The 1949-nt window shown below is 70.7% G+C and carries 2 protein-coding genes and 1 pseudogene; all 3 read right to left on the minus strand.

What is annotated here, in order from left to right; translation table 11 throughout:
• Positions 1-631 (minus strand): glycosyltransferase family 2 protein (locus EIO58_RS17010; protein WP_164861829.1); only part of this gene is annotated, 631 nt, incomplete at its 3' end.
• A 91-nt stretch (positions 632-722) separates the two neighbouring features.
• Positions 723-1049, minus strand: a complete 327-nt coding sequence (locus EIO58_RS17015; protein ID WP_127820456.1) for a WhiB family transcriptional regulator — start codon at positions 1047-1049, stop codon at positions 723-725.
• A 169-nt stretch (positions 1050-1218) separates the two neighbouring features.
• Positions 1219-1949: pseudogene (locus tag EIO58_RS17020) on the minus strand (mannose-6-phosphate isomerase, class I); the annotation flags it as partial.

Consider the following 1949-nt stretch of genomic DNA (forward strand, 5'->3'; position numbering starts at 1 on the left):
GGGCGCCCGAGAGGCGGGCGCGGACGCCGAAATCGAGACCCTCGTCGGCGCCGGCGAGAGCGCGGTCGATCCCTCCCAGCCGCCGCCACGCGTCGGTGCGGATGAGGATGCCGCGGATGTCGGCCCCCAGCACGTCGTCGCGAGCGTCATGCTGACCCTGGTCGAACTCGCCCTCGGCGAATGAGACGGTTCGCCCGAACCGCGTCATCCCGACGCCGAGCGACACGATCTCGGACCTGTCATCCCAGCGCACGAGCTTGGGAGCGACGAAGGCGACCGACGGCGAGAGCTCGAGCGCGCCCGCGAGGCGCGCAAGCGCATCGGGTTCTGGCGCGGTGTCCTGAGCGAGCAGCCATACCGCGCCACCCTGGATGCGCGGCGAGACGAGGGCGGTCGCGGCGGCGAAGCCGGTCGACGCGGGAGCCTTCACGACGGACTCGGCGCCCGCGGCATCCGCGATCTCGAACAGGCGGTCGTCGCCGCCGCATACGACGATGGTGACGACGTCAGGCTGTCGCGTCTGCTCGGACAGCGCCGCGAGCGTGCGTTTCAGGTGGAACGCCGCCGGAGTACGGCCGTCCGGACGCACGATGACGACGGCGTGCACTCGGTCAGACGTGGCTTCGGGCATGTCTCGGCCAGCCTAGGCGCGCGTGCTCGTCAGTCGGGGGCGTACGCGCCGGGTGCGGTCGGATCCCCCGACCGACCGCAATCCGCCGACGTCACCCGGCCCGGCGCTTGAGCTTGCGGCGCTCGCGCTCGCTGAGGCCGCCCCAGATGCCGAACCGCTCGTCGTTCTGCAGCGCGTACTCGAGACACTGGTCTCGGACGTCGCACGACGTGCAGATGCGCTTGGCATCCCGCGTGGAGCCGCCCTTCTCGGGGAAGAACGCCTCCGGATCGGTCTGGGCGCACAGGGCGTCCGTCTGCCAGGCGAGCGGGTTGCCTTCTTCCTGCTCGGTATTGCGGCGAACCCCCGGAACCCCCAGCTGAACCGGATCGACGAACCAGTCGCCGGGAACGCCGGAACGGTAATGCGAAACCGTCATGTCGTTCTCACCCCCCGTGATCCTGCTGCACGCTGTCGCGTGTACGGATAATTACACCCGTGTAGTTCACCGAGGTCAAGTCGCAGATACTAAAGCCTCAACCGGATCTTGAACCTTCACGACGCGCCGACGGCGCGTCGCTCAGGGTAACGGTCCGATGAGAATCCCCTCACTCGGTTCGCGAGGCTCCCGGGAGAGCCACGAACAGCTCGCCATCTCCCGAGACGGTGACGCCGCTCTCGTCGGGTGTGACGAGGGCAGCCTGCCCCGGCGCGAGGGTCACGGAGGCCCTCGTCGCGGCGCCGGATACCGTCACCGATCCCGACGTGGCGAGCGCGATCGCCGGCCCGGTGAGCGGAATCGAGGCACGCCCGCCGTTGGGCGTCGCCGCCAGCAGTGAGAAGTCGGCCACCGGCACGTCGTAGCGCCGCACGCCCTCACCCAGGTCGACCGGCTGGAGCACCGGCGGCTCCCCTGTGACGTCGTCGAGCACTGCGACGAGCTCCGCGGCGTCGACGTGCTTGGGCGTGAGACCACCCCGCAGCACGTTGTCACTCGCGGCCATGATCTCCACACCGAGGCCCTCGATGTACGCGTGCAGCACACCGGCGGGGACGAAGAGCCCTTCGCCGCGCCGGAGCGTGACGAGGTTCATCAGGAGCGCCACGCCGATCCCCGAGTCACCCGGGAAATCCTCGTTCAGCCTGCGCACGACGGCCAGCTCGTCGGCGAACTCGGGCGCGTCGGCTGCGACGGCCGCCGCGACGACGTCTCGCGCGGCGTCCGCTCCATCGGCCAGCAGCCATCCGATGACGCCTGCGGGCGAGGCATCCGGCGCCGCCAGCTTCTCGGCGAGCGGTGCGGCACCGGGGCCCAGCGCGGCGACGAGGCGGCGCGTGT

It is taken from the genome of Microbacterium sp. CPCC 204701, from assembly GCF_004010105.1.
GTDB lineage: Bacteria > Actinomycetota > Actinomycetes > Actinomycetales > Microbacteriaceae > Microbacterium.

What these genes read in the sequence shown, in the direction of transcription:
- EIO58_RS17015 (WP_127820456.1), bottom strand. Translation starts at nt 1,049, where the DNA reads ATGACGGTTTCGCATTACCGTTCCGGCGTTCCCGGCGACTGGTTCGTC.